Source organism: Magnetococcales bacterium, from assembly GCA_015231925.1.
Lineage (GTDB): Bacteria > Pseudomonadota > Magnetococcia > Magnetococcales > JADGAQ01 > JADGAQ01.
In genome coordinates, this window is sequence record JADGAQ010000051.1 from 1 (window position 1) to 23,976 (window position 23,976).

A 23,976-nucleotide genomic window follows, 5' to 3' on the forward strand; every position below is an offset into this window, starting at 1 on the left:
GGGTTCCGGTGATCCGGAACCCCATTTTTTTGACTTTCAATATGTTATCTTTTAAGTATCAAAAAAAGAAAATGCTCTATCCGTTGACTTTATTTTATTTAATATAATAATAAAAGAGTCAAAAGATAGAACATTTTCTTTTTTTGATACTTAAAAGATAACATATTGAAAGGCGAGCCTTCCTGGAATCGGGGGGTATCCCCCCCAACTCCGTCTTCAGCCGATGTGCAGACGCACAAACCCCCGCTTGCCGCATTTCACCAAATAGGAACACCCCTGAGAAAGCACCATCCGTTCATCCGTCACCACCACACCATCCAGGTGAATGGCCTTCTGACGAATCAGACTCATGCCTTCGCCGTTGGACTTCACCAACCCCGACAAGGCCAGCGCCCGAGCCAAACCCAATCCCCCCCCCTCGCCCGACAGCGTCACCTCCCGGATATCGTCCGGCAGAGCGCCATGACTGAAAACCCGCTCGAACTCCGCCTGGGCCTGCTCCGCCTGAAGGGCATCGTGGAAACGGCCCGTCAGCTCCCGGGCCAGACGCTTCTTGACGGCCATGGGATGCTCCCGGCCCGATTCAACCGCTTCGCGGAGAGCGTTCACCTCCTCGGGCGACAGATCGGAGAGCAGCTCCCAATAGCGCCACATCAACGCATCGGCAACGGACATCACCTTGCCGAAGATCTCCCGGGGGGACTCCCGAATACCGATGTAGTTGTTCAGGGACTTGGACATCTTGTTGACCCCGTCCAACCCTTCCAGAATGGGCAGCGTCATGATGCATTGCGGGGCCTGTCCGTACTCCCGTTGCAACTCGCGCCCCACCAGCAGGTTGAAGGTCTGGTCCGTACCGCCCAGTTCCACATCCGCCTGCAACGCCACGGAATCGTAGCCCTGCACCAGCGGATAGAGAAATTCGTGGATGGCGATGGGGCGTCCCTCGTGAAAGCGTTTGGAAAAGTCGTCGCGTTCCAGCATGCGGGCCACGGTATGGCGCGCCGCCAGACGGATCAGATCCACCGCCTGCATCTTGCCCATCCAATCGCTGTTGAAGACCACACGGGTCTTTTCGGGATCGAGGATGCGAAAGACCTGCTCTTTGTAGGTTTGAGCGTTGGCCGCCACCTCCTCCGGAGTGAGGGGCTTGCGGGTTTCGCTCTTCCCGGTGGGGTCGCCGATCAGACCGGTGAAATCCCCGATCAGAAAGCAGACTTCGTGACCCAGCATCTGGAATTGGCGCATCTTGTGCAGAAGGACCGTATGTCCCAGATGGAGGTCCGGCGCGGTGGGGTCGAAACCCGCCTTGACGCGCAACGGTTTGCCGGTGGCGATGGAGCGGGCGATCTTCTGCTCCAGCTCCTTCTCGGAGACAATCTGCACCGTACCCCGGCAGAGGATGGACATCTGTTCGGCAAGGCTCTTCATGGGCGGCTTCGCGGTGTAAGGGGTTGAAAAGCCCCCCATGCAAACAACCTCTGACTCCGTTGTCAACGGTACTCCTGGAAAGTATGCCATGAATGCACCATTTTTGTGCGTCGGACTGATGTCGGGAACCTCCGCCGATGGCATCGATGCCGCCCTGGTGGCCACGGATGGCACGGACCGGCCCCGATTGCTGGCCAGTCTCACCCATCCACTGCCCGAAGCCCTGAAAACCGAAGCCCTGGCCATGTTGCAACCGGGTGACGGGGAGATCGACCGTCTGGGTGAACTCGACCGGGAGTTGGGTGAATGTTTCGCCGCTGCGGCTCTCGCCGTCTGTCGCCACGCAGGACGTGAGCCGAAGGAGGTGGACTGCATCGGCAGTCATGGACAAACCATCCGACACCGTCCGCCCCGTTTCACCCTGCAAATCGCCTCCCCATCGATCATCGCCCGACGCACGGGCCTCACCACAGTGGCCGATTTCCGGCCCGCCGACGTGGCCGCCGGAGGCGATGGCGCACCCTTGACGCCGTTGTTCCATCGGGTGCTGTTTGCCGACGAGGGGACCTGCCTGGCCGTGGTCAATCTGGGGGGGATCGGCAACGTGACCATTCTCCGGGGGCATGAGGATCCTCGCGTGGCGGGGGACACGGGTCCGGCCAACACCCTGCTCGATCTGCTTGCCCAACGGGAGAGCGGTGGACAGGCGCACTGCGACAAAGACGGTGCGCTGGCTGCCCAAGGCGTTGTTTCTCCGGCGGGACTGGCATCCCTGCTGGCCGATGGCTATTTTGCGCGGCCTTTTCCCAAGTCGACGGGGCGGGAGCATTTCGGAGCGGCCTATCTGGAGGCTTTTTTGGGGAACTTTCCGGATCTTTCCGTGGTGGATCGTTTTGCCACCCTGACCGCTTTCACGGCGGAGACGGTGGCCAAGGCCTGTCGGGAGCTGGCCCCCCCCTGTCCGGACAAGGTGGTGCTTTGCGGCGGGGGAGCGCGCAATCCGACCTTGCGGCGTCATCTGGGGGAGCGTCTGGCCTGCCCGGTGCTGTCGAGCGAAGAGGTGGGAGTGGATCCCGATTCGCTGGAGGCCCAGGCCTTTGCCTGGTTTGCGGTGCGCACCCTGCGGGGACTGCCCTCTTCCCTGCCCGGCGCGACGGGGGCCGGGCATCCGGCGGTGCTGGGAGCCATTCATCCGGGAGAGAACTGGCGGGAGTTGCTCGGGCGACTGAAAAACGCCTTTTAATATTTTATTTTTTAAGTATCAAAAAAAGAAAATGTTCTGTCCTTTGACTTTTCATTTTTTAGATATTTTATGACAATTGTTTAGTAGTTTTATAATTGACTGAAATGAAAAAAGTCAAAAGACAGAACATTTTCTTTTTTTGATACTTAAAAGATAAAATATTGAAAGTCAAAAAATTTATAATATATTCCCGCTTGGCAGCGGGAGCCTTGCAAACCCCTCGGCTAGCCTGAAAAAAGGACGAGTCCCAGGGCGCTGCCCTGGACCCGCCGGGGGGGGATAATCCCCCCCGTATCACTGCGGTCTGGCTTCCGAACTCCCGGCCAGGACCGGCTTTCTGGCCTCTTCGGGAGCCGACTCGCCCAGCTTCTCCAACATCGGTTTGGTCACCAGATTATGGAACAACTCCGCCCGCACCAACACCACCTCCTTGGCCGGAAGCGTGTAGGTCAGGGTGCGGGTCTCCCCCGGTTGCAAACGGGTATCGGCGGCAACCCGGCTGGCCGCCATGGGCATGGCCGGCTGACCGGCTTCATCCACCAGCTTCAGCATCAACACCGCATTCGGATCATCGGCCGGATTCTTCCAAACCACATTGCCCCCGGCATCCAGCCCGGAAACCTGCAAACGCACGTTGCGGAAAGGCGCTCCGTTGGGGAAGGTGTGCAGAATGGTGTTCTCCAATGAAACCGTGGCCAGGATCGATTCACCCTCGGTGCGAAGGGAAACAGCCACATTCACCGCGCTTTTCACCATGGCGGCCTCGTGACCGCCCGGCATGGAATGATCCGCCACACCATCCACCACCGGCATGTGACACGACTGACAGGTAGGAGGCGACTCCCCGGCCAGCAGCTTGTCGCCGATGGTGCAGACCGGCACCCCCTGGGGATTCATCAGCAGTTCATGACAGCCCAGGCAAACCCCGGAACTCTTGAACAGAGCCGGGTTGGCCACATGAGAATAGGGGTTGGTGGTCGGGGCATTGCCGTCCGATCCGGGCGCCACAACCGCCGCTTGACCATGGGGAGCGCCGTTTGGACCTTGCAAGGCTTCCGAAGAGAAGGCATACGCCTTGGCTCCGGGACGCAACGCACCTTCCGGCGTCTTGACCCCGAGATGACGCTCCATGGTGTGGCAGGTGACGCAGTTGACCCCCTCATCGTAAAGGGCATCGCCATCCAGCTTGGTTTTGCCCTCCCTGGCCGCCACCGGGGCGTGGCATTGCAGGCAGACCGGATAGTTGCCCGCCTTGTCTTTCAGATCCTCCTGTGTGGGATCCCCCATGACAGCCTTGTACATAAAGGCGTGGATGGCGTCCTGGAGGGCGGTGCTGCGGGCATGAACGGAACCCGACCATTGCCGGTATATCCGGGTGTGGCACTGACCACACTCCTTGGAAGAGATCCGAGACAATGCCGGCTTCTCCGCCGCTTGGACCAGGGGGAGAAAGGCCAATAAACCAACCAGCAAAAGGGTAAATTTCTTCATGGCTCTATCATCATGGAATGTTGGCCTTCCGGATTCGGGTGAATGCCGGTCAGAAAACACGGGGACTCGGGGGGGGTTACCCCCCGACGAGCCGGAGCGATGCCCTGGGCTTCAGGACTCAGGAAACCACCGAAACCGACAGAACCCTTTTCTCCGGATCCGCCATCCCGGCGCTTATTGGATCTTCTTGAGGGATTGCTCGATCTTTTCCGACATGGAAGAGATCTCACTGATCACCCGGTCGATATCACCAGCCAGATCGCGAGCCACCCGTGCGGTGCTTTTCACCTCGCCGGCCACCACGGCGAATCCCTTGCCGAACTCGCCGGCCCGTGAGGCTTGAATACCCGCGTTGATGGCCAGAACTTCGAGTTCGTTGGAAATCTTCTCGATGCCGTGCAGGGTCTTGGAGACATCCCGGGTGGACCGGTCGATCTCCCGCCGCACGCCGGCCAGATCATCCAGCACCTGCTGCACCGCCTTGCCACGAAAATCTTCCAGCACCTCCAGGAAGAAATTGATGGTGCGCGCCGTCAGCAAGGTGCCGCTCACCATGTGCTGCTGTACGGTCTGCACCATCTCGTCGGTGCCGGTGGTTTCGATGATGTAATCGACCTCCATGCTGGAAACCGCGGCTTCCACCTTGCTGAAGATCTTGACATCCCCCCGTTTGGCCAGGACCAGTCCCGGTGCTTCGGCCTCCTGCTCCACCACAAAAACAAGCTCTACCTTTTCGGAAGAGAGCAAGAGCTTGATGAAACGGGCGCCACCCTTGCCCGCTCCGATGATACCGACCTTTTTTTTCGGTTCTTTCGTTTCCATAACCACTTCTCCAGATTGGCCCCGTCCGCTTCAAACCGCCCTTTTCCCGGTTCTCCCCACCTTGAGAAAATGCCTGAAAAATGCGTCAATCGCAAGAATCCCTCTGTGGAAAATGGGCCAACTTTTGTCGCGGGGAGCGATTTCAGGGTTTGAGAGCGGGCGAAAAATCGTTTATGCTGCATCAGCGTGACCGTTGGCGCGATCTTGTCGAATTCTCCCAACTATGCCATGAGGGCTTACCATGAGTGCCATGCAGGACATCCAATCTCTTGACGAAGCCCGCCAGCTTATTCGCAACCTCCTGGGAAAAGCCAACGCGACCAATACCAAGCTGCAACAAGCCACGCAACACACCCGGAAAAACGCGGAAGCCATCGAGAAACTGAGCACCTCCGTCCAGGAGATCGGTAAAGTCGTCAAGATGATCAAAAATATCGCCGGACAGACCAACATGCTGGCGTTGAACGCCTCCATCGAAGCCGCAGGGGCCGGTGAAGCGGGCAAAGGGTTTGCCGTCGTGGCCAACGAGGTCAAGGATCTGGCCCGGCAAACCACCGAAGCCACCAACATGATCTCCGAAAAGGTCGAAGAGATTCAGACCAATGCCGCCAAAGCCTTCGACGCCGCCCGGGAAATTACCGAAAGCATCGAACAGATCAGCTTCGCCAATGGCGAGATTCTCGACGCCATGGCCAGCGGTCAGGTCGATTTCGAGGATAATTGAACAAACCTGTCTCACTGAACACCTGGAAACACGTCGCGCCATATACTGATAAGGCTTACGCCAAGGGAGGAGTTTCATGCCGTCTCAAGTCAATCCGTTTGTCACCCAGGCTGTTCAGAAATGCCTGGGCCATCTGTCGCCGCTTTTCGAGGCGGTACGCAAAAAACATGATGGCTCCATCCCCGACGCCATGAAGGAAGACCACTACCTGCTCGGCTACATCAAGGGCATGCTGATGGTGCAGATGGGGCGTTGCGGCCAGTTCAAAAACCGCGAACGGGGCCTGATCATCCTGGAAGTCTTCGGCCACCTCTTCGACAGCAATTCGCGCATCATCGGGGAGCGTCTCAGCCAACTTCATCTGGAACGTGACGACGTGGAGTATCTGGAAGGGGTCAACGACGGCGGGGATCGACTGCTCAACTTTTCCGAAGGGCGCAAGGACGAGGTTATCTACAAGCTCATGAACCGGCTCGAAAAATACCTGTGACCGCTCCCTTGGATAACTCCTCCCCGGAAGTCTCCCCGGAGTCCGGCTCCCCCGATCAACCTGGCCTGGACGAAGCGGGACTGGCTTCCCGGTTACGCCTTTTCGGCATGACCGATGAGGATGCGGCAACTTTGGGGGAGTGCAGCAACTATTTCGCCGCCCGGGCCCCGGTGGTGGTGGCCGAGTTCTTCGATATCCTGATGACCCGTCCGGAGGCGCAGGAACACATTGGCAAGGTCGATACCCTGCAGATGTTGCGCCGCAGTCTGCAGGCCTACATCGTGGACCTGTTCCAGGGGCGGGTCGATCTGGCCTACGTCGCTTCGCGACTGCGCATCGGGCGGATTCACCAACGTATCGGCGTGCCCCCCGGAGTCTATCTGGCCGCGATGAACATTCTGCACGAACTGCTGCAGGAAGAGATGTTCCGCCTTGGCGGGGAGAGCTGTGCCACCGAACTGCGCCAACGGCGGCAGAAGGCCTTGACCACGCTGTTGATGTTTGACACCGCGCTTGTTTTCGAAACCTACAGCCCTCACTCTCAAACCCCGCTCACGGAACCCGCTTCGGAGTTGGAAGAACTCTCCCGCAAGGATGCCCTGACGGGTCTTTTCAACCAGGTGGCCTTCCTGGAGTATCTGCGCCAGCAGATGGCCCTTGCTCTGCGTTATCACGACGTGCTGACCCTGGTCTGTTTCCGTTTGAACGATTTTCAAACCCTCTCTTCCCAGGCGGGTCGGGAGGGCACCGATCAGGTGTTGGCCCTGCTGGGCAAGTGTCTGGTGGAAACCCTGCGCACCGAGGACATTCCCTTCCGCACCGGGGAGGGCGCTTTTGCCATCATCATGCCCAAGACCCTGGAAACCCAGGCCACGGAGGTCTTCCGCCGTCTGATCCGGAAGTTCAAGGGGCGCACGCCGCATCCCGCCACCTTCAGCATCGGCATTGCCCAAACCGGCCCGCAAACCTTCCTCACTCAGGAACAGTTGCTGGAGACCGCCGAACGCTGCCTGCAAACCGCTTCGGGGTATGCCGAACGCGCTCCCGGCTTCTACATCCACAAATCGGGTTTGCAATCCACCCTGCCCACGGTCAGTTTCCCTTTGTAGTCCTTGCGGAGTCAGCGGCGGCATGGAACCCAAGGTGCTGGTGTGCATTCATGAGCGCCCTTCCGGAAAGCCGTCCTGCGGGGGACGCGGCAGTCTGAAACTGGCCGAGGCGCTGGAAAAGGCGCTGGCGGAGGAACCGGTTCCCGTTGCTTGCAAGCGCATCGCCTGTTTTGGCAAATGTGCCGAAGGACCCATCGTGCGTATCGCTCCGGGCGGAGCTTTTTTCCGGGGGGTGACCGAGGAGATGCTGGGGGAGATTCTGCAGGCGGCGCGGGATTTTCGGCAGAGCAAGACGGAACCCGTCGCCGAAGAGAACGAGGGGCAGGAAGCCCCGCCTCCGGAAGGTTGATTGTCCCCGCGCCCCATTGAGGGGATGTGCGTTCCGTGGCCTTTTCAGTCATGCGGGGGACCGGGGGGGCTGGCCCCCCCGGCGGGGTTCGGGGCAGCGCCCCGAGGTGTTGACGTTGCCGTAGCGGCCCGCAGCATCAAGGAAAGCGCACCAACTCACCACTCGCACCATCTGGACGACCCGCTGCGGACTGCGGGGGAGGGCAAGGGGGGGCCTCATCCCCCCATCCTTTTTGGAGGTGCCAATTCCACCGAGGTACAGGTTTCCAAGAACAAGGATCTCGTTTTCTCGAACAACCCCGGCTCTATCTTGATGGCACGTTTAAAGAGGGGGAGGATGAGACCCTCCCCTGGCCCCCTCCGGCGGGTCGAAGCCTTTCCGAAGAGGGTGCAAAACGATCGGGTAGGTGCGCGCTTTTCTTCAGAGCTTCGACCCGCTACGGCAACGTCAACACCTCGGGGCGCTGCCCCGAACCCCGCCGGGGGGGATAATCCCTCCCCGGACCCCCGTCCATCTACCATCACTCGATGCTGTAGCCCCGTTCGTCGTGCAGGGCCAGATCCAAACCGTCCACTTCCTGCAGCGTATCCACCCGGAAGCCCACCATGGCGTCCACCGCCTTGTAGAGAACATAGCTGAGAACCGCGCTCCAGACGATGGTCGCCACCACGCCGATGGCCTGCACCCCCACCTGGGACGCCATGGTCACCCCGGCGGGATAACCCAGCCCACCCAGCAGGGGAGAAGCGAAAACCCCGGCCATCAAGGTACCGATAATGCCACCCACGCCATGTACCGGGAAGACATCGAGGGAGTCGTCGATGTTGAGCTTGCGTTTACAGTAGAGGGTGGACCAGTAGCAAACCACCCCGGCGATGAAGCCGATGAGGATACCCCCCATGGGACCGACATAACCGGAAGCCGGGGTGATGGTGCCCAAACCGGCCACCATGCCGGTGACAATACCCAACACGCTCGGTTTGCCGTGGCGCACCCACTCCATGCCCATCCAGGCCAGAGCCCCGGCGGAAGCCCCCATGTGGGTCACCAGCATGGCCATGCCGGCGTTACCGTTGGCGGCCAGAGCCGACCCGGCGTTAAAGCCGTACCAGCCGACCCACAGCATGGCCGCTCCCGTATAGGTCATGGTCAGGTTGTGGGGCAGCATCAGATGAGTGGGGAATCCCTTGCGTCGTCCAATGACCAGCGCCCCCACCAGAGAGGCGATGCCCGCGTTGATGTGAACCACCGTTCCTCCGGCGTAGTCCATCAAGCCCATATTGCCCAGCCAGCCGCCACCCCAGACCCAGTGGCAGACCGGTGCGTAGACCACCACCAACCAGGCACCGGAAAAAAGCAGCACCGCAGAAAACTTCACCCGTTCGGCAAAACCGCCCACCACCAGGGCCGGGGTGATGATGGCGAAGGTCATCTGGAACATGGCGAAAACAGTCTCGGGCAGTTCTCCCTTGAGGCTGTCCGGCATCAGTCCCATGAGGAAGCCGCGTTCCGGACCGCCGATCCAGTCGTTGAGCGAGCCGCCGTTGCCGAAGGAGAGGCTGTATACCCCGATCAGCCACAACACGGAGACCAGGCAGACGATGCCGAAACATTGCATGAGCAGGGAGAGAACGTTCTTGGTGCGCACCAACCCGCCGTAGAAGAGGGCCAGACCCGGAATGGTCATGAACAGCACCAGGGCCGTGGCGGTGAGAATCCAGGCGGTATGGGCCGCATTGGCACCGGTTTCGGCGGCCTGGCCGAAGGCCGGCAGCAGAACGAGACCCAGTGCGCCGCACAGCGTCTTCCACACGGATTTTGTCAGGGGAGAACCTCGCATCGCTTTGCTTCCTCGCTGAAGTGAATTTCTGCAGCAGGTTGAGCAAATTCCGTGCAATGCCGGGACAGGTGGTCATTTCAAGGGCGAAGTGGCGTCAGCAAAGGCATGGAGAGATCGACGGGTTCCGGCGGGAAATCGTGGAATGATGAATTTTTGAGCTATTGTGGCCACGACTTGAACAGATAGTCTATTTTTTCAGCAAAGCCGACGCCGGCCCTACAGCTCGATGCGCCGCAATCGCAAGGCGTTGCCCACCACCGCCAGACTGGAAAGCGACATGGCGATGGCCGCCCCCAGGGGATGCACCAAGCCCGCCGCCGCCAAAGGCGTGGCCACCAGATTGTAGAGCAGGGAGAGGGCGAAATTCTGCCGGATGATGCGCATGGTGCGCCGCGCCAGCACCACCGCGCGGGGAATGGCGAGCAGATGGGTGTCCAGCAGCACCAGATCCGCCGTCATCAACGGCAGATGGGAGGTCTGCCCCATGGCCAGGGAACACTGGGCCCGCGCCATGGCGGGGGCGTCGTTGATGCCGTCTCCCACCATGGCCACACACCGCCCCGCCGCCTGCAAAGCGGCCACCGTTTCGACCTTGCCCTCGGGAAGGCAGCCCCCCTGAGCCTTGGTCAGCCCCAAACGGGCGGCCATGTCGGCCACGGTGGCGGGCCGGTCCCCGGAAAGCAACATCAGATCGAGCCCCAACCGGCGCAAGGCGGCCAGAGCCTGGGGCGCATCCTCCCGCTCCGGGTCCCGCAGCCCCAGCCAGCCCAGAAACTGACCATCCGCGCCACAGGCCACCCAACTCAGGGAAGGGGCCTCCTGCGGTGGCGAGGGGGTGGCGCTCAGACCGAGTCGCTCCGCCACGAAGGATTCCCGCCCAACCACCACCTTGCGGCCTTCCACCTCCGCTTCCACACCCCGACCGGGATGGTTGCGGAAGGCGGTGGCCGGCGGTGGCTCAACCCCGTTCTCACGAATCCAAACCTCCACGACGGCCTTGGCCAGGGGATGCTCGGACCCGAATTCCGCCGCCGCCGCCAGTCGCAACAACGACTCCCCGCCCTGCCGATGCGCCAGCACCGGACGCCCGACGGTCACTGTACCCGTCTTGTCCAGCACCAGGAGATCCACCCGCGCCAGATGCTCCAGCGCGGCGGAGCGTTTCACCAGAATGCCCCGTTGCGCCGCAGCCCCGATGGCCACCACCATCGCCGCCGGCGTGGCCAGCCCCAGAGCGCAGGGACAGGTAATCACCAGCAGCGCCACCGCATGGGTCAAGGCCAGATCCACCCCCTGGGGCCACCAGTAGAGAAAAGTCGCCACCGCCAGCAACAGGACCACCGCCACGAATCGTCCCGCCAGGCGATCCGCCAGCTCCTGAACCGGAGGCCGGTTCTCCTGGGCCGTGGCCACCATGCGCACGATGCGCGCCAGGGTCGTCTCCTCCCCCACTCCGGTGGCCTGCATGGTCAACAGGCCATCCACAACCAGACTGCCACAGGCCAGAAAATCACCCGGCTGCTTCTCCACCGGCAAACTCTCGCCGGTGAGCATGGCCTCGTCCACCGCCGCCACCCCCTCCAGCACCACCCCGTCCACGGGAACCCGTCCACCCGGACGCACCCGCACCCGATCCCCCGGAACCACCTGACGGGCCGGCAGCTGACTCCACACCCCTTCCCGCTCCACCTCCGCCGTCACCGGCTCCAGCAGCAGCAGCCGCTCTGCGGATTGGGCCGCCTTGCGTCGCGCCGCCGACTCCAGATAACGTCCCACCAGCAGCAGGAACAACAACATCGTCACCGAGTCGAAATAGGTCTCCCCCACACCCCGCCAGGTGGCCGATACGCTGTAGAGGAAGATCAACATCACCCCCAGGGCGATGGGCAGATCCATGGTCAGCCCCCCCGCCCGCAAGCCACGCCACGCCCCCTGGAAGAAGGGCCAGCCCCCCACCAGCACCGTGGGCAGGGCCAGCACCAGGGAGACCCACTCGAAGAAGAGGCGCATGGCCGGATCGATGCCCTGGAAGTAGCCCGCGTAAAGGGCCACGGAAATCATCATGATGTTGCCCGCCCCGAAACCGGTCAGGGCCAGACGAAACAGGCGCACCCGCTGTTCCCGGGCCAACTGCTGCGCCACCTGCCGCGCCTCGAAGGGCTCGACCCGGTATCCCAGGCGGCGAATCAGCCGCACGATGGCCGACAGGGTGAGTTTCTGGGGATTCCACACCACCCGCAACTGCTGGGTGGCGTAGTTGACCCGCGCTTCCAACACCCCGTCGAGGCGGGTCAGGGCCTGTTCGTTCAGCCAGATGCAGGCGGCGCAGTGAATGCCCCCCAGCATCAGCAGGGCCTCCCGGTTTTCTCCCACGGTGTGAACGAAGGACTCCTGCCAGGTGACATCATCCCAGGCGGCCAGGGAGGCGAGTTCCACCTCCGCCGGCACCATGGCCATACCGCCGCCGTCCCGCCGGGCGTAATAGGCCTGCAGCCCCGCGCCGCGAATCAGCTCGTAGGCGCCCAGACAGCCGTGGCAGCAGAAACGATGCCCCTTGCCGCCCTCCTCCGCCTCCAGGCGAAAACCCGGCGGTATCGGCAAGCCACAATGGAAGCAGACCTCATCGGACATGGAAAGGCCGGTCACGGATTCTCAAGGATATAGCGGCGCAACTGCTCGACATCCAAAATGTCCACCGATCGTTCGTTGACCCTAATCAGTCCCAGACGGACCATCTTGGCCAACAGGCGGGAGAGGGTTTCCGGTTGAATGGAGAGACGGGAGGCTATCAGGCGTTTGGAAGCGTCCAGAACCACCGTGCAGGAGGTCAAATCGTCGTCGGGCAGAAGATCCAGCAGATAATTGGCCAACCGACCGGAAGCACTTTGCAGACAGAGGCTGTCGATCTCCCCGACCTGACAGCGCAGTCGCAGGCTCATGTGGCCCATCATGCGGAAACAGGTCTCCGACGATTCGCGCAGAATCGAGAGGAACAGGCGGTTGTCGAAACTCAGCAGCTCGCAATCCTGCACGGCTTCTGCAGCGACCGGATAGGTCTTGCGCTCCATGAACATCACCGCCACGGCAAAGACCATGCCGGGCCGGACCAACTCGATGATCTTTTCGTCCCCGTTGGCGGACAACCGGAAGAGTTTGATCTGACCGCGCCGCAACAGGAAAAAGCGGTCCGCCTCCTGCTGGGCGTCGAAGAGGATCTCCTGGGCATGAAGGCGCAGGGGCCGCATGCTTTTCGTCACCAAATGCAACTGTGCTGGGGAGAGCGCCGTGAAAAGGGGGATGCCCGCCAGGGGACCGGTCCCGTCAACAACCGGAATCGATATGGCCGTGGCCGTGGTGGCGTTGCTCATACGTCCTTTCGCCTCTTTTTCCGAGTCAACTCGTCCGCTTTGAAAAAGGCCGTCGCGGCTTCACGATCCCGACCCTGGGTCTTGAGAAACTCTCCCAAAGCCACCAAAGGGGCCGCCCGATCGGGATGATCCCCCACCGCGCGGCGGAAAGCCAGTTCCGCCTCCACCAACCACTCCTTTTCGGCCAGGAATTCTCCCAAACCCCAGCGCCCTCCGGGAGCATGGGATTTGGACAACAGCTCCCCCAAACCGCAGTCCACCTCCTCTTCCGCCCGAGCCATCACCTCTTGCAGGCTGCCCAGATTGAGGGGGGTCATCTCGGCGGCGCTGGCCTTGCGCAGTTGCCTGCGGATGATTTTTTCCTTTCGGGACAGCTTCGGTTTGCGCAACAACCTGGCCTTGCGCAATACGGGCTCGACAAGCCTCCGGTCGCGGCTTGCAGCCTGTCGCTTCCCCTTCGGGTCGGTCCCTTTCTTACCCGACACGCTCCCTCCCGCTTTCCTGTCCGCCCCACGAACCACCACCGTCTCCAATGGTAAGGCCATCCCGGAAACTATGCCACCCTTTCCCTTCGCCGGAAAGGGAGTTCCACACATGAAACCCTTGATCAATACGGCGGAAACTGGCATTTAGAGAGCTCCTCTCACCCGACAGGGAAGCCCGAAATGAAACCCCTCAAACAACTCCTGCGTCCGGAAGAAGTCCTCATCACCCGCGCTCTGCTCCACTGGGGAGTCTATCTGCCGGCGCTGCTGCTGACCATACCCCTGCTGCACTATCTTTCCATTCCGATCACGGAGTGGTTCCAGACCAACCGTTTCGACGGCCTTTTTCTGATACCGCTGGCCAAAAAGAAGCTGCACGGTCTGGCCATCTGGTTTCCCCTCAGCATGGCCGCCTATGTGGCCGCTTTCATGCTGCGAGAGTCCCGGCAAGCCCTGCTCACCTCCCGTGGATTGATCCTGATGCACCGTTTCGGGGCGCGCCACATCCGCCGCCTGCGGCTGGAACAGGTGCGCAAACTGGAGGTCGAACAAGGGGCTCCGGGCCGACTGCTCCACTATGGCCACCTGCACTTCACCCTGCGGGACGGCTCCCGGATCACGATACCCCGGATATTCCGTCCGGAGCGTTTTCAGGCCCGGTTGCAGGCGCGTCTGGAGTTATTGCCCCCGCTGGAATCGTAATGCGGAACTGTGCGCCCCGGGGACCGTTTTCCACCTCGATGCAACCGGACATATGCTCCTCGACGATCATCTTGGCCATGTACAGCCCGATGCCCGTGCCGCCGCTGCCTTTGGTGGTGAAATAGGGCTCGAAGACACGTCCGATGATCTCCTCCCCGATGCCCCCGCCGTTGTCACCCAAACGGGTGACCACCCGACCCTTCTCGTTGCGCAGATCGATCTCCACTTCACCACTCGGCCGGTTGCCGGCAACAATGGCATCCTTGGCGTTGGACAAAATCACCAATACCACCTGGGCGAATTCGTTGGGAAAGCCGAACGCCGTCACCGGTAGCGCAGGCCGCTGAAAAACCACATGAATCTGCCGGTTGGCGAACGTGGCTCCCACCATGGAGAGGGCGCTCTCCACCGCGTCGGCCACGTTGAAGACTTCGGGCTTGCGGTCGGGTTTGAAGAAATTGCGAAAATCGTCGATGGTGCGGGACATGCCGGAAATGACCCGGTTGCCCATGCTCACCTGATCCCGCAACAGGGTGCGATGCAGCTCGCCCCGCCCGTGGGCCGCCTCGATGTTGGCCAGAATCAGGTTCAAGGCGTTGATGGGTTGCCGCCACTGATGGGCGATATTGCCGATCATCTCTCCCATGGCCGCCAGGCGCGACTGCTGCATCAGCATCATATCCTTGCGCCGGTTCTTCTCCACCTCTTCCACGACCCGACGTTCCAGTTCGACGTTCAGTGTCTCCACCTCTTCCTGCCGGCGCCGCAACAGGGAGAGCAGATGCTTCATCTCGGTGATATCCATGCCGTAGAGATTCACGTAACCGCTGTCCGGGAAAGGCACCACGATCAGGGAGAGTACCCGCTCCGTCAGTTCGGTTTCGATGCGCACCATCTCCCCACTGGCCAAAGCCTGGTCGAAGGGCGCCCGCCACTCCTGAGCCAGGGTTCCCCCCACCCGGCTCCGCCAGGTCGACAGGAGATCCCGACCCCCGCGATTGGCGTACAGAACCTGTCCGTCGGCCCCGATGCGCAAAACCGGATGGGGATTCTCGTCGGGAAACTTGGCCATCTCCCGAATGCGGTTTTCCGCCACGATCTGGCTGGTGATGTTGACGCCGATGCCTCCCAGCATCACCTCCCCGTCGGGCCGGGCCATGGGAAAACGATGGCACATCCAGTAACTGGTCTGCCCTTTCAGGGGATAGACCTCGGTATATTGCTGCGGCATGCCGGTGGACCGGACCAGCAGATCATGGGCCCGCATCGACCAGAGGATCTCCGGCGGCCACAGCTCTTCGTCCACACGACCCAAAATATTCTCTTCCGGGCGTCCGACCACCTCGCAAAAACCGGGATTGGCAAAGAGGAAACGTCCCTGGCCATCCTTGATGAAGGCCACGCCCGGCAGATGCTCCATGAACAGGCTGAAACGCTGCCGCATCTCCTGAAGAGCGTCTTCCGCCAGCTTGCGATCCGTGGCGTCCCGGGAGATGACCACCACGCCTTCCACCTGACCCCATGCCCCCCGGAAGGGATTGTAGGTGACATCCATCCACCGCCGGCCGCTGTTGCGGAAGGTAAACCAGGACTGGTAACTGACCGTCTCCCCCTCCAGACACCGCATCAGGCTGGGTTGAACGCAGGGAAAAACCGTTTCCCCCAGAATGTCGGCCACCGCGTGACCGACAATCTCCTCCCTTTCCAGGCCGTGATGGAACAGGTAGGCGTCGTTGACCGCCCGATAGGTCAACTGACGGTCCAGAAGCGACATCTGATCGGACGAGGAGGCCACGATGCTGGCGTACTGGCGCAGGCTCTCCTGCTGCTCCCCCAGCAGCCGGTTGGCCTCTTCGAGAGAGGAGGTGCGCTCCCGAACCAGGCGATCCAGATGATCCCGATGCAGCAACAGCTCTTTCTGGGCCTGCAGCCGTTCGGTGACATCCCGCAGCAGCAGCAGAAAACCCAGCATGCCTCCCTGCCGGTCCCGTATGGCCACCATGTGGGCTTCCAGATGACGCATCTCCCCCGCGCGGGGGATTTCGAGCTGGAAACCGTACTCCCCGTGCAGGCGGGCCTGCTCCAGATGCGGCGCCAGCACCAACTCGCTCAACAGGCGACTGACCTGCCACAAGCTGGCATGCCGCTTGATGCAGGCCTGCACCGAAAACTCCAGCATCTGCTCCGCCGTCCGGTTGGCGAACTTGACCACCAGATCCATGTCGCAGGCCAGAATGGCCAGATCCCGCGCGGCGTGCAGGATACGATCGAGATACTCGCTTTTTTCCACCAGGACCTGCTGAATGCGCCGCTGCTCGGAGACATCGATAAAGATGCCCTGCACCAGCAGTTGCCCTCCCGAACGGAAGCAGGAGGCGGAAATCTCCACCGGAACGGTGACACCGAAGCGGTTGCACACCGGCAAATCCGTATAGTAACCCTGTCCCTGGTGGGCCACCTTCCGGAAGGCCTCTCTGGCCCTCCGCTCCTCCTCCAGAGGATGGAGGACCGTCATGGGACGACCCAGAAGATCTTCCGCCGGGGTCTTCACCAGGCGACAAGCGGCGGGATTGGCCTCCACCAGAAGGCCGTTCCGGGCATCCGCGACGAAAATGGCTTCGAGGGAGTGTTCGAACAGGGCGTGAAAACGCTCTTCCAGGTGGGAGAGGGAGCGGGAGCGATCTTCCGCCAGAGCTGCCAGATGCGCCTCTTCCAGACGATTGAAAAAGTCGAAGGCCCGACCCAGCAACACGGTCAGGCACAGGGTCAGGCCCGTTCGCAGCACCTCCACCGGGAAGCCGAACGTTTGCAGAAAAAGAGTGTCATGGAGTCGGTTGGCGGGGAAAAAATCGCTTTGCGGACCCAGCAGCACCAACAGGCCATAGATCCCGAACAGCCCGCCGCCCAGTTGCAGATAACGGCGTTCCCGTCCGGGAAAAGTCGGCAGGCCCTTCTGGAAGATCAACGACCAGGATGCCGCCAGCGTTCCGGGCAACGCCAGAAAATAGCGGGAGCCGATATCCAAGACCGGCAACAGGGAAACATCGAGCTGAAGGACCAGCGGCGGCGTCGCCAGCAAGAGCAGAAAGGTGAAAGGTATCCGCAGCATCCAGGGCGGGGTAAAGCGCCAAACGGCCACACGAAACAACGCAAGGTAGGAAAGAATATTGAAAATCAGGGAGATGCGCGAGACGAGCCATGCCTCTTCGGGAAGTTCGTGAGAGCCCGATATCAGGGATTGCTGCAACAACTCCCGGATGGCATGCAGAAAAGCGAAGAGACCCAGCCAGTAGAGAGCGTCCCCCATTTCCCGGGAGTGCCACTGCCGGGCGTGGAACCACAAGGTAAAGGCCATCCACAGGAAGGAGGCCCCGTACACCGCATACAGCAGGTGCCACTGCAGGTGGTTCATGCCATTTCCCGTCGGCTCCTCTCATTTCATGACGGAAACTACCCCGACCACTCCGCCATCACCACACGATTCCGCCCCGTTTCCTTGGCTTGATAGAGCGCTTTGTCCACCCGAGACAAGAGCCCCTCTTCCCCTTCGTCCGCATGATACATGGCCACGCCGAAACTGCAGGTGATGCGTTTGACCTCGCCGAAATCGTGCTCCGCCACGACCACCCGGAGTTTTTCGGCCATCTCCTTGGCCTGCAGACCGGAGGTTTCGGGACAAAGCAGAAGAAACTCCTCCCCTCCCCACCGGGTCAGCAGATCCGCTGCCCGGACCTCCTTGCGGCACAAGGCGCTGATCTCCTGCAAAACCCGATCCCCAACCGGGTGACCAAAGGTGTCGTTGACCCGTTTGAAATGGTCCACATCGAAACTGATCAGGGAGAAGGGCCGCCAGTAACGGCGGGAACGCTCCATTTCACTGATCAGAACCCGGCGTCCCATGACCCGGTTGGCCGCCTTGGTCAAACTGTCGGTAAAGGCCAACTGCTCCAGATCCCGCAGTTTGCGCTCCAGGGAGGTCACATCCGCCAGGGCCAGAACCTGGCAATCGGCTTCCGTCGTGGCGTTGTGGTTGACCACCAGCGGCAGATCGGGCTGATCCGCGCGGCGCAGATAAATCAGCGGTTGATGGCGGCACACCTCCAACAGCCGTTTACCCCATTCCCGCGCCTCCTCGGGCCGGATCACCGGTTGAAAAGCCCCGTCCAGGAAACGTCGGGCCAACTCCCCGGAGCGTCTTTCCGCCTCCTCAAGGCTCTCCACTCCCAGGCATTGCAGCAGGGCCTGGTTCATGTAGACGATCCGGTCGTTCCGCACCACCAGCAGCAGGCCGGGATGGATTTCCAGCAGCATGCGGGTGAAACGATCCGCCCGCTCCTGCGCCCGCCGCTGGTTCAAGGCAACGGCCAGACGCTCCAGTACATTCATCAGGGCCGAAACGTCCACCGGCTTGAGCAGGTAGCGGTCGATACCCAGTTCGATGGATTGCAGCAGGTAGTTCTCTTCGTTGTAGGCCGTCAAGACGACCACGGGCAGATCCGGATCCAGGGCGCGAAGGGCGCGAACCAGAGCGAGACCGTCCATGACCGGCATCAGAATGTCGGAAACGACGATGTCGGCGCGTTCCTCCTGAAACCGGGCCAGGGCGTCGGCCCCGTTTTCGGCCACCAGCAACCGACCGACACGGGGGCGAAGGAACAGACTCATCTGCTCCCGCACCAGTTTATCGTCTTCCACATAAAGGACCGCCGCTTCAGCCAAAGCCTGACCGGGATCCAAAAGAGTTCGCCTGTTCATGGTCTCATTATGCCCTGTCAAATAAATTGATGGCAATAGCAATCCATCTTCCGTTCACGCCTGTTCCGGCAACCGATCGGCCCGTTCCCGGGCCAGGGTGTTCAAGGCGACATAGTCGGTCTTGCCGGTACCCAACAGCGGCAGGCGATCCACGACGAAAACGTTCTTCGGTACCATCCATTCCGGCAGACCCCGCTGACGGAAGTGCTGCACCAGGGACTCCCGGTTGACGCCGGCCCACTCCGTGACCAGCAGCAACTGCTCCCCCTTGCGGGCATCGGGAAGGGCCACCACCCCGTGGCGGAAACCCGGCGCCAGCAGGCCGATCTCCTCCTCCACCCGGCCCAGGGGCACCATCTCCCCGGCGATTTTGGCGAACCGTTTGGCCCGCCCCAGGATGCGCACAAAGCCCTCCGGGTCGATGGAGACGATATCGCCGGTATCGTACCATCCCCGGGGGGGAGGCTCCAGCTGCGCCGGACGGTCCGTCCGATAGTATCCCAGCATGACGTTGGGCCCCTTGACGTGCAGGCGCCCCCCTTCGGCGATGCCGGGAACGGGCTCCAGCCGGTAGGCGATGCCGGGCAGCAGCCGGCCCACGGTTCCGCCGCGATAGTGCATGGGGGTGTTCACGGCGATGACCGGCGCGGTCTCCGTGGCCCCGTAGCCTTCCAGAATGCGCAGACCGAACTTCTCCATCCAGAGGAGGCGCGTCTCCTCCCTCACCTTTTCGGCCCCCGCGAAGACATAGCGCACGCTGTAGAAGTCGTAGGGCGAAGCCGCCTTGGCGTAACCGGTCAGAAAGGTATCGGTGCCGAAGAGGATGGTGGCGTTGATGTCGTAGGCCAGCTCCGGCACGATGCGATAGTGCAGGGGGGAGGGATAGAGAAAGACCCGAATGCCCGAAAGCAACGGCAGCAGCAGTCCACCGGTAAGCCCGAAGGAGTGGAAGATCGGCAGGGCGTTGCAGACGCAATCGGCGGAACTGAAGGCCACCCGCGCCGCCAGTTGATTGATGTTGGCCAGGATATTGGCATGGGACAGCACCACGCCCTTGGGAGTGCCTTCCGAACCGGAGGTGAACAGAATGACCGCCGGGTCGTCCGGTCCCCGCAGATGGCGATGATGCCAGGAAGCCGCCAGAGGCAGTCGCATCAGGGCGTGGGCCGTATCCCGCCAGTCGAGGGAGGCGCGCACCTCTTCCAGGTAGAGGAGGGTGACCTGCCCTTCCAGAGCAGCGACCAGGGCCTCCAGGCGGGCCTGTTCCACGAAACGGCGGGAGGTCACCACGCGGCGAATGGCCCCCGCCTGACAGGCGGCCAGGACATTGCCGGCTCCGGTGGTGAAGTTGAGCATGGCCGGAACCCGGCCAATCGCCTGCAGGGCGAAAAAGAGCAGCGCGGAAGCCGCCATGTTGGGCAGCAACATCCCGACCACTTCGCCGGGAGCCCCTGCGGTGCGCAGTGCCCGTCCCAGCATCAGGCTGCCCAGAACCATCCGGTTGTAGGTGAGCGGCTTGCGTCCGATATCCTCCACCACCGCAGCCCGACCGCCATGGATGTGCCTCGCCTCCAGCAGAGCCTCGAAAAGGGTGCGCCTCCAGTTGGAGGTTTCGAACATCATATCGGACATGATCTCGTAGAGGGCTTCACCGATGCGACGGCGGCGCTGGCGTCCGCTCAGCTCCTCCGGCATCTCGAAGCGGCGCGGCGGCAGCACGGTGACGGTGATTTTGGGCCACCAGCGCAGCCTCACCTTGCCCTTGAGGCGGGAAAAGGGGGTGTACTGTGCCCCGTCGATGCGCACCGGAACCACCGGGGCCCCGGCCCGGTCGGCGATCATGCCGGGGCCTTCGTAGACCTTCATCAAGGCCCCGGTCACGGTGATGCGTCCTTCGGGAAAGATGACGCAGACGCGCCCCGCCTGCACCGCACGGATCAACCCCTTGAGGGACATGGGGTTGGTGGGGTCCAGGGGAAAGGCCTCCACCAGGGCCAGGAAAGGTTTGATCCACCAGTGGCCGGCAATCTGGGTATTGATGGCGAAAGTGGGTTTATGGGGCATCAGCACCGCCATCAGCACCGCATCGAGGAAGGAGACGTGGTTGACCACCACCACGGCCCGTTCGCCGATGTTTTCCAGATGTTCCATGCCCCGCACCTCCACACGGTAGAGCAGGCGCAACATCCGGGAGAGCAACCCCTTCAGCACCACATCCGGCAGCAGGCCGCAGATGATCACCGCCACCAGCAGATTGGCCAGGGCGATGGCCAGAAAAATCTGGGGAATGGTAAAGCCCTTGGCCAGCATCACCCAGCCCGCCAGGGCCGAAACGACCATGAAGGCGGCGTTCAGAACGTTGTTGGCCGCGATGACCCGGGCCCGCACGCTCTCGTCGCAACGGGTCTGCAGGATGGTATAGAGAGGCACGATGTAGATCCCGCCGCACAAGGCCAGGAGCATCAGATCGAGCAGAATGCGCCAGTTGGCGGGCTGGCTCATAAAAGCCCCGAGACCCGTCAGCGCCCCTTCGGCCTGACCCACCGCATGGGTTGCCAGCCAGAGGTCGAAGGAGAAGCAAGTCATGCCCACCGCGGCGACGGGCACGAATCGGGCGGAAATCTCCCCGCCCAGCAGCCGGCCACACAGCACCGAACCGGCCCCGATGCCCACGGAAAAGAGGGTCAGCATCAAGGTGACCACCTGCTCGTCGGCATGGAGGACATTCTTGGCGAAAGCGGGAAACTGGGCCAGGTAGGTGGCGCCCACCAACCAGAACCAGGAGATGCCCAACACCGCCAGAAACAGGTCGCGGCGGGAGTGGATCCGGGCGATCAGGCGTCCGGTCTGGCGCAGGAAGTGGTAATCGATGACGACCGAGGTCTGTCCGTCGTGGGCGCGGGGCACCTGATAACCGGCCAGCAGGCCCGAAAACGCCAGGGCCAGCATCAGCCCCGAAACCCACAGCGGCCCCGACTCCGCGAGAATCAGGGTGCCTCCGGCGATGGTGCCGAAAAGAATGGCCAGAAAGGTGCCGCCTTCGATGAGGGCATTGGCGCCGATCAACTCTTCCGGCGGCAGATGCTCGGGCAGGATGGCGTATTTGAGGGGTCCGAAAAAGGTGGAGTGGGCGCCGAAGAGAAACAGGACCAGCAACAGTCCCGGAACGTATCCGCTGAGCAGCGCCCAGCCTCCCAACAGGGCCATGACCACCTCGACCCCCTTGATGAGGCGGATCAGGCCGCTTTTTTCGAAGCGGTCGGCCAGTTGTCCCGCCGTGGCGGAGAGGAGGAAAAATGGCAGGATGAACAATCCGGCGGCTGCGGTCACCAGGAGCTGCGGCTCCATGCCGGAGGACTCTCCCAGGCGGTAGACCACCAGGATCACCAGAGCGTTCTTGAAGAGGTTGTCATTGGCCGCGCCGAAAAACTGCGCCACGAAAAGCGGCAGAAAACGGCGTTGTCTCAACAGATGAAAGGCGCCATGCCCCATGCCCGATCTCCCCTTGACGTGTGGAACAGGGGCACGATAGCAGGAAAAGAACTCTTTAGATATCCCTGAACATCAGGCCGAAGGGGGTTTTTGTTCGGGTCGCAGCTCGTTGACCCAGAAGAGGGTGGCTCCGGCCACGGCCACCGGCATGATCATGAAGTTGAGCACGGGGATGAGGGTGCCCAGCAGGACGGCGAAACCGAAACCGAGGGTGGAGAAGGGATGGCGGCGCAGACGGGCCCGCTGCTCCCGAGGGGAGAGGCCGTTGTTGTCCATGGGGTATCCGGCATACTCCCCGGCCAGGGACCAGGCGGAAAAGGCCAGCCACAGCAGACCCGCGACCAGATTGACGCCGGGAATGAGGAACAGCACCAGGAAGAGCGCCGTCCACAGCAGGCTGCGCAGAATCTTGGCCACCTGCAACAGGAGGATGGGCGCCAGGGTACGCAGAAACACCTTCCAATCCCAGGCCTCTTCGGCTGCCGATCCGGTCAGGTGCCGTTGCACCGCCTGGGAGAGCAGGCCTTGAAAGGGGGCGGCCAGAAGGTTGCCCACCAGGGAGAAGAAATACCAGATCACCAGCAGGATGATCGCCATCAGCAGCGGCCAGAGCAGTCCCTGCAGAAAAGAGAGCCAGGAAGGCAGGGTCGCCAGCCAGTCGTTGGCCAGTTGCCGCCCCCAGTGGTAGATTTCCAGGGAGAGCAGGGCGAAAATCAACGTGTTCAACAGCAGCGGAACGAGGGCATAACCCCGCAAACCGGGCTGGAGCAGCAGCTTGAAACCCTGAAAGAGATAGGCGATTCCCTGCACGCGCGTAAACCCCGGAGCATTTCGGAGGGGGTATCAAAAGGGCGTGCGCGGAGGCAGCGAACTGCCCCCGCACGCATCGAAAAGACGCGCCCACCGGGCCGTCGCGGCGATTACGCCGCTTCGGGAGTCCCCTTGGACACCTTGCGCAAAACGGCCGCCTGGCGATTGGAGAGCTGGTCCAACTGATCATTGACCTGCTTGTGGAACTTTTTCACTTCTTTTTTCAGCGATTGGACCTTGGCATCCTTCTTGGACTTACCCGCCTTCTTCTCTTTCTTCCCGCTCATCATTTCCCTCCCGGACCAAAGACAGCGTTTCGCGTAAAAATCACCCGGAAAAATAGCACTTCCCGCAAAGGAAAGAAACAGAATAGTGCCTTGTGGGCCATCCCCACCAAGGAACATCATGATTGCTAGCGGTTGGTTGACTCCCTGGCACCAGGGGAAGCCGATGTGTTCCTGTGGGATTCGGAGGTGACAGGCTTTGGCATGAAGGTGACTCCGGCGGGAAAGCGGGTTTACGTTCTTCGTAACTATTCACCACCCCTCCCGCGTAGCCTGACAGGGGGCTGAAGTGAGGTGGGAGTCGTGGTCAGGGAGCCGTCATGAAATTCGGCCATTTACCCTGGAACAGGTCTTTGAGTGCCTGGGTTGCACAGACGCGGTTTTTGCGGCAGGTGGAGAGGAAGCTGCGGATGCGGCAGAAGACGGCGGCGCCATCCTGGGAGCGGAAGCAGCCGGAGATCTTCTGGTGGACCTTGGTCATCCGGAGGTCGTTTTCGGCCTGATTGTTCGAGAATGGAACCTGGGGATCGTTCAGGAACATGAGGACGCCGTGCTCATGTTCCCGCAATCGCTCCAACAGG

The 23,976-nt window shown here is 61.6% G+C and carries 19 protein-coding genes; 6 read left to right on the forward strand and 13 right to left on the reverse strand.

All coding sequences use genetic code 11. From position 1 onward, the window contains the following. Positions 1-216 precede the first annotated feature (216 nt). Positions 217-1,431, reverse strand: a complete 1,215-nt coding sequence (locus tag HQL56_07690) for a tyrosine--tRNA ligase (protein MBF0309391.1) — start codon at positions 1,429-1,431, stop codon at positions 217-219. Positions 1,432-1,519: 88 nt separating this feature from the next. Here HQL56_07690 and HQL56_07695 point away from each other — a divergent pair, with 88 nt between their 5' ends. Then, positions 1,520-2,674 (forward strand): anhydro-N-acetylmuramic acid kinase, encoded by a 1,155-nt coding sequence (locus HQL56_07695; protein MBF0309392.1) that lies wholly within the window; start codon positions 1,520-1,522, stop codon positions 2,672-2,674. 294 nt (positions 2,675-2,968) lie between these two features. On the opposite strand, the gene HQL56_07700 is transcribed toward HQL56_07695, so the two are convergent. Beyond that, on the reverse strand, positions 2,969-4,165 hold the full coding sequence (locus tag HQL56_07700; protein ID MBF0309393.1) for a cytochrome c family protein: 1,197 nt from the start codon (positions 4,163-4,165) through the stop codon (positions 2,969-2,971). Positions 4,166-4,339: 174 nt separating this feature from the next. Beyond that, positions 4,340-4,987, reverse strand: coding sequence for a Gfo/Idh/MocA family oxidoreductase (locus tag HQL56_07705; protein MBF0309394.1), 648 nt, complete (start codon positions 4,985-4,987; stop codon positions 4,340-4,342). 241 nt (positions 4,988-5,228) lie between these two features. Here HQL56_07705 and HQL56_07710 point away from each other — a divergent pair, with 241 nt between their 5' ends. The 4 genes from HQL56_07710 to HQL56_07725 all read left to right on the forward strand — a co-directional run bounded on the left by HQL56_07710 (position 5,229) and on the right by HQL56_07725 (position 7,659). Continuing rightward, positions 5,229-5,711, forward strand: a complete 483-nt coding sequence (locus HQL56_07710; GenBank protein MBF0309395.1) for a hypothetical protein — start codon at positions 5,229-5,231, stop codon at positions 5,709-5,711. 76 nt (positions 5,712-5,787) lie between these two features. Further along, the gene (locus HQL56_07715; GenBank protein ID MBF0309396.1) at positions 5,788-6,201 is read left to right on the forward strand and encodes a hypothetical protein; all 414 of its coding nucleotides are present in this window, start codon (positions 5,788-5,790) and stop codon (positions 6,199-6,201) included. Then, on the forward strand, positions 6,198-7,310 hold the full coding sequence (locus HQL56_07720) for a GGDEF domain-containing protein (protein ID MBF0309397.1): 1,113 nt from the start codon (positions 6,198-6,200) through the stop codon (positions 7,308-7,310). The genes HQL56_07715 and HQL56_07720 overlap by 4 nt, the downstream gene beginning before the upstream one ends. A gap of 22 nt (positions 7,311-7,332) precedes the next feature. Next, complete coding sequence (locus tag HQL56_07725) at positions 7,333-7,659, forward strand: (2Fe-2S) ferredoxin domain-containing protein (GenBank protein MBF0309398.1); 327 nt, start codon at positions 7,333-7,335, stop codon at positions 7,657-7,659. 520 nt (positions 7,660-8,179) lie between these two features. Here HQL56_07725 and HQL56_07730 read toward each other — a convergent pair. The 4 genes from HQL56_07730 to HQL56_07745 form a co-directional block, all read right to left on the reverse strand. Further along, complete coding sequence (locus HQL56_07730) at positions 8,180-9,499, reverse strand: ammonium transporter (protein ID MBF0309399.1); 1,320 nt, start codon at positions 9,497-9,499, stop codon at positions 8,180-8,182. Between the two features lie 216 nt (positions 9,500-9,715). Further along, entirely contained in the window at positions 9,716-12,145 is a 2,430-nt protein-coding gene (locus HQL56_07735; GenBank protein ID MBF0309400.1) for a heavy metal translocating P-type ATPase, read from the reverse strand. Beyond that, complete coding sequence (locus HQL56_07740) at positions 12,142-12,867, reverse strand: Crp/Fnr family transcriptional regulator (protein MBF0309401.1); 726 nt, start codon at positions 12,865-12,867, stop codon at positions 12,142-12,144. Before HQL56_07740 ends, HQL56_07735 begins: the two co-directional genes overlap by 4 nt. Further along, positions 12,864-13,412, reverse strand: a complete 549-nt coding sequence (locus tag HQL56_07745) for a hypothetical protein (GenBank protein MBF0309402.1) — start codon at positions 13,410-13,412, stop codon at positions 12,864-12,866. Before HQL56_07745 ends, HQL56_07740 begins: the two co-directional genes overlap by 4 nt. Before the next feature lie 120 nt (positions 13,413-13,532). Here HQL56_07745 and HQL56_07750 point away from each other — a divergent pair, with 120 nt between their 5' ends. Next, on the forward strand, positions 13,533-14,054 hold the full coding sequence (locus HQL56_07750; protein MBF0309403.1) for a PH domain-containing protein: 522 nt from the start codon (positions 13,533-13,535) through the stop codon (positions 14,052-14,054). Here HQL56_07750 and HQL56_07755 read toward each other — a convergent pair. From HQL56_07755 to HQL56_07780, 6 genes are all read right to left on the reverse strand, one after another. After that, the gene (locus HQL56_07755) at positions 13,969-17,466 is read right to left on the reverse strand and encodes a PAS domain-containing protein (protein MBF0309404.1); all 3,498 of its coding nucleotides are present in this window, start codon (positions 17,464-17,466) and stop codon (positions 13,969-13,971) included. The two genes, HQL56_07750 and HQL56_07755, sit on opposite strands and share 86 nt — an antisense overlap. 38 nt (positions 17,467-17,504) lie before the next feature. Next, positions 17,505-18,809, reverse strand: a complete 1,305-nt coding sequence (locus tag HQL56_07760; protein MBF0309405.1) for a diguanylate cyclase — start codon at positions 18,807-18,809, stop codon at positions 17,505-17,507. Positions 18,810-18,863: 54 nt separating this feature from the next. Then, entirely contained in the window at positions 18,864-22,301 is a 3,438-nt protein-coding gene (locus HQL56_07765; protein MBF0309406.1) for an acyl-[ACP]--phospholipid O-acyltransferase, read from the reverse strand. Positions 22,302-22,373: 72 nt separating this feature from the next. Continuing rightward, entirely contained in the window at positions 22,374-23,111 is a 738-nt protein-coding gene (gene cysZ, locus HQL56_07770; GenBank protein ID MBF0309407.1) for a sulfate transporter CysZ, read from the reverse strand. A gap of 110 nt (positions 23,112-23,221) precedes the next feature. Continuing rightward, positions 23,222-23,518: a hypothetical protein gene (locus tag HQL56_07775; GenBank protein MBF0309408.1), complete on the reverse strand. Its 297-nt coding sequence runs from the start codon at positions 23,516-23,518 to the stop codon at positions 23,222-23,224. A gap of 184 nt (positions 23,519-23,702) precedes the next feature. Next, a partial coding sequence (locus HQL56_07780) for a transposase (GenBank protein ID MBF0309409.1) occupies positions 23,703-23,976 on the reverse strand: 274 nt, incomplete at its 5' end.